General features: G+C 42.9%; 5 protein-coding genes and 1 pseudogene. All 6 read right to left on the reverse strand.

What is annotated here, in order from left to right:
* Nucleotides 1-482, reverse strand: a pseudogene (locus PX481_RS10435) (anthranilate synthase component I); the annotation flags it as partial.
* Nucleotides 467-598 (reverse strand): hypothetical protein, encoded by a 132-nt coding sequence (locus PX481_RS10440; RefSeq protein ID WP_288025734.1) that lies wholly within the window; start codon nucleotides 596-598, stop codon nucleotides 467-469. The pseudogene PX481_RS10435 and the gene PX481_RS10440, both read right to left, overlap by 16 nt.
* 233 nt (nucleotides 599-831) lie before the next feature.
* Complete coding sequence (locus tag PX481_RS10445) at nucleotides 832-1,209, reverse strand: hypothetical protein (protein ID WP_002734118.1); 378 nt, start codon at nucleotides 1,207-1,209, stop codon at nucleotides 832-834.
* Between the two features lie 36 nt (nucleotides 1,210-1,245).
* Complete coding sequence (locus PX481_RS10450; RefSeq protein ID WP_288094553.1) at nucleotides 1,246-2,964, reverse strand: ABC1 kinase family protein; 1,719 nt, start codon at nucleotides 2,962-2,964, stop codon at nucleotides 1,246-1,248.
* Between the two features lie 146 nt (nucleotides 2,965-3,110).
* A complete protein-coding gene (locus tag PX481_RS10455; protein WP_288059146.1) occupies nucleotides 3,111-3,872 on the reverse strand; it encodes a HEPN domain-containing protein in 762 nt (253 codons plus the stop codon).
* The gene (locus PX481_RS10460) at nucleotides 3,856-4,920 is read right to left on the reverse strand and encodes a ParA family protein (protein WP_353852189.1); all 1,065 of its coding nucleotides are present in this window, start codon (nucleotides 4,918-4,920) and stop codon (nucleotides 3,856-3,858) included. Before PX481_RS10460 ends, PX481_RS10455 begins: the two co-directional genes overlap by 17 nt.
* Nucleotides 4,921-4,946 lie beyond the last annotated feature (26 nt).

Genomic DNA, 4,946 nt, shown 5'->3' on the forward strand with positions numbered 1-4,946 from the left:
AAATCGGGGTTAGTGGTTAAAGATTGTTCGTATTTATCTAAATCTTCGGGTTTAGTGGCAGCTAACCAGAGAATTTGTGCTTGGTGATCGAGAATGGCAAAACTATCCGGTTCATACCAATAAGCGACGGGAAAAGGGAGACTATCAGCTTTCCTGTCCGGTAATTTTTCTATCTCCCAAGCTAAATCGTAGCCTAACCACCCCAACCAACCGCCATGGAAGGGAAGATGATCGGGAAGATGATCACATCGGGTTTGGGGGAGTAAACTGCTTAAAAAGGGCAAAATTTCCCCTAATGCAGGGGTCCAAAGCTGACGCGGGGAACCAGCACAAAGAGAGTAACGGGAGAGGGAATTACCCGGATAGGGACTTTCTAGTAAAGTAGCGATCGCATCTTGGGAGAATAAGCAGGCAAAAACCTCGGAACCGGTGCGCTGATGCAGAGGAAGCGATCGCCAATGCCATGCTAAAGGTTTTTGCATCTAAAATCGCGGGCCAAAATAGCTGGGAAATTGGGTATAACTAGGGTTTGCGGCAAAAAGTTTTTCGTGGGGGTAGGGTGTAGGGTGTGGGGTGTGGGGTGTGGGGTTTTACCCATTTTCAGGTAGTCAATTACCTAATTTTCAGGGAAAAAGTCCCGGAATTTTCCCCCCAATCACTCCAATGGTCGGCACTTTTTGAGGGAAAAAAAGTCTAAAGACATTATCCAACAAGGTTTTTAGATTTATTCAGCCAACCCTAACTAGGGTTTTGGTGTTAGTTGTGGGGGAGTTGCTCTTTCCTATCTGCTAACACCTATTATCTTAGTCCTAAATGTTTGCTGCCTCCTAATTATCCCCGATAATCGAGGTCAATTTCTTTAGAACCGCCGCGCTGTAATTGGCCTAATAATTCCCCTAACTGACTCCAAACCAAACCACCAATAAAGATAGTCATGGGGAGAGAGATAGCGTAGGCAACCCAACCATTGAGAATAAATATATCTAATCCCGAGGCCAGGAAAAGACAGATTCCTACACAAATACCAATAAAAGGAATTTGTAAGGAACTGGATTTTAAAAGATTTTGATCGTCTGAACCCTTATTTTTATACCAATTGTTAACCACTTGCTTGAGACTAGCTTCAAAAGCGGCCCCGCAGGTAATACCGATAAATAAACCAGCAAAAACTAGAAAATAGGGCGGTTGGGGCAGAAAATAATAATCCATAGAAAAAGTGATTAACCGATGATGACCTTAAACACTTTAACGCGAACTGGTTTCTCCCGGAAGGACAGCGGCCACACCTTGGGACGATAATTCCCGAAAAGCGCTCATGGCCACATCCAAGAGTCGCCGCGGTTGCAATTCTCCTTGAATTAAACCCCAGAGACGTTGTACTTCGGCAGTATGGAGACGGTCATCTTCCGTCAAAGCTAATAGCAATTGACGACGCAGATAACGACCTTCTTCCGAGAGAAGAAAAGTGATGCCTAATTGCGCTGTGGGCAGTAAATCGAAGTTGCTTTCCGAGCGAGCCATTGTAATCATGTTTTCTAGGCGTTGCCACTGGAATTTACCGTTTTTGAACAGCACATCCAGTAAACGCCGCCGCAGTTGGGGCGATTCCCCGGTCAGGAGACGTTTAGCAACGTAGGGATAGGCTACTTGGACGATTTTGAAGTTAGGATCGAGGGTAAGGGCCACCCCTTCTTGGGTGACGAGGGAACGAATAATCAGGGCGAATTTGGCGGGAATCCGGAAGGGATATTGGTACATCAATTCGGAGAAATCATCGGTAATAGTGCGGAAATTGAAGTCACCGACCCTTTGACCGATGGCATTGCCTAAAACCCGTTCTAGAGCCGGAATAATTGGTTTTATATCCGTTTCTGGGGTTAAAAATCCCAGTTTGACAAAGTTGGCGGCTAGGTTTTCGTAGTCTTTGTTAATTAAATCGACGACGCAACTAGCGAGGGTTTCTTTAGTTTCCTCCTCTAACTGGTCCATCATGCCAAAATCGATATAGGCCATGCGACCATCAAAGGTGGCGAAAAGATTACCCGGATGGGGATCAGCGTGGAAAAAGCCGTGTTCGAGGAGTTGCTGTAATCCAGAGGTGACGCCGATTTTAACGATATTATTGGGGTCTAATCCTAAAGCTTTGATATTCTCGGTATCGGTGAGTTTATAGCCATCAATCCATTCCAGGGTGAGGACGCGGCGACCACTATAACGCCAGTAGATACTGGGAACTTTAACTTCGGGGTTATTTTGGAAGTTGGTGGCGAATTTTTCAGCGTTGCGACCTTCGTTTTGATAGTCGATTTCCTCAAAGAGTTTGGTGCCGAATTCATCGACAATCAGGGTGAGGTCATGGCCGAGATTGAGGGGTAATAAACGACCGAATTTTTGGGCAGCCCAGCGCATTAGGTATAAATCGAGGCTTAAAAGCGCCCGCAGCCCCGGTCTTTGCACTTTAACGGCTACTTCTTCGCCGGTGGGTAGAATAGCTTTATAAACCTGTCCTAAACTAGCGGCAGCCACGGGGGTGGGGGATATTTCTCGATAGGCTTTTTCTACAGGCATTCCCAATTCTGTCTCGATAATGGCAAAAGCAATGTCGTTATCGAAGGGGGGAAGTTGGTCTTGCAGTTTAACTAATTCGTCTAAAAAGTCTTTGCGAACGAGGTCGGGGCGGGTAGAGAGAGCTTGACCGACTTTGATGAAGGTCGGAATCAAACGGGTGAGAATTTGCCTAAGTTCGCTGGCACGCTGGTATTTATTGGCTTCTTCTTGCTTTGTCCATTTGTCCCAGAGGAGACTGAGGAGAAATAATCCTAAAGACCAAGTAATCACGAAAGCGCGACCGAACAATTGCCAAGGTTTGTAACGGTATTGTTGAGCGATCGCTTCTGCACTGTAAGGAATGAACTGTGTTTCTTCTCGTTTCCGGTCAGTTTGACTGTCTTGATGCCGACTCACTAGCTAATCTCTATATATCTTACGCCACTTGATATTGTATCTAAGTTCCTGACATCAGTATACAAAACTACACATTATTTAATAATTGTTATAATTCCCTGAGAAATCATAAGTATTTATAACTAGACTGCCGGGGAAATTCTCGGCTAGTGGATGTCCTCAAGTACCTGATGGATATTTTCAACAAGCTGTTCTATAAAGTTAACGGCATCATTAACCATATTTTCATCGATATTCCAGCGACTACCAATGCCATAACTCGGGCTTATATCAGCTTCGTGGGCGATTTTGTTCCTTCGATCAACAATTATGCTAAGTTGGCTTTTAATATCTTTGGCTGGTTTATTTAGTTTGCTGGCCACTTCTTCCCACAATTTCTTGGCTGAAATTAATCTAATGGCCTCCGCTATCTTGTCCGGTTGTTGAAAGCTTTTATATCTGAGGTTTTCTCTAATTTCAGTCTCTAGCCAATAATTACTATTAAGTTTGTTGGTGAGGAGATTTTCAATCATTGGTAGTACCTCGGAAATTGAGCGAGATTCTTGATCAAAAAAAGAACCGTAGTTTTGTTGAATTTCGTTCTCTAACCAAGAGCCAATACTAATAGCTATCAATCGTTCTTGTCGTGCGCCATTCAAGGAGACTTGAAAACGAGAAAAGGCAGATTGAGAACTGTTAGGAGTGGGAGAAGGTTCTGAACGTTGGCCTCGATAAATTTCTAGCATTCCTAGAGTAATCACTTCGTGAATATAATAATCTAAAGCGCTCACAGTCAGGACTAAAGCGGCTCTGAGGATATCCGATACATCTAGGGCGGAAGTAGTCTGAGATTTGAGGGAATTGTGGATAGCGATCAAGTCACGAACGCGGGCAAGACTAAGGCGAAATTGTTCAATGGCTAACTGCATAAATCTCGGAGGTAAGACCGATAACTTTGTCTGCTAAGTCAGAAAAAATATCTTTAAATTTTTGTTGTTTTTCTTGGGCTTGATCTAACACTGTACCTTGCCATCCTAATTGTTCAGCAGTTAGCGCAAAAACGGGCGTTTGATGCTCTTGAGATAAGGCAATAAGACTATTAAAATCAGGGATTTTTACTAGAGTACAGCAGTCTGGTACCCCATTCTGATCGTAGATAAATTTCGGTAGCATCATGCCATTTTTTTCTAGGGCTGGAATCATTTTATTGCCAATATTTTCCTCGATTTCGTTAATCCAGTTTTCAAGAGCTTTTGTTTCTTGGCCACCTTTGATTCGATATTTCTGAACAATAGTTCCTAAAAAATGTAGGTCAACTTCGGGAAAGGGATAGTTGGCTGTTTTGAGAATTGGTAAAGCACTAGCTGCCTTAGCCCATTGGTGCCACTTAGGCAATATTTTAGCTAAAGAATCGATAGCCATAACCGAGAAAAAATCTGGCGTGGTTGGCACAATAAAAAAGTTGCTGGTCATCAGTATATTTTGATTGATTGACCCCAAACTGGGACTCATATCGATTAAAATATAGTCAGCTTGAAATCTTTCGGCAGTTTTGTCTAATAAATATGTAATCGCACCGGGGAGATTTTTTAAAGCCTGAATTGACCCACTAAGTTCTTGAGCAATACCTAGAAGAACTTCATATTCAGCTAACCCCACATGACCGGGCAATAGAAATAAACGATCACGACCATCAATAGGAATACAGTCCACAGCTTCAATTAATCTCGGTTGAGACTCAAAAGCGGGCGCTAAAGCTGTTTTAATATTAGAGTAAGTATTGTAGATTGCTTGTAGTCTTTCCTCCCTATCTTCACTTTCATTAGTCAAAACCATACCGGTTAAGTTACATTGGGGATCGGTATCGACAATAATTACTCTTTTGCCCTTCTCAGCAAGCATCCAACCAAGGTTAAAAGTGGTTGTAGTTTTGCTCACTCCACCTTTATGATTAAAAAAAGCTATTTTTTGCACCATGGCATTAATTATATTTGAAGATTGTT

It is taken from the genome of Microcystis sp. M53603_WE2, assembly GCF_030065435.1.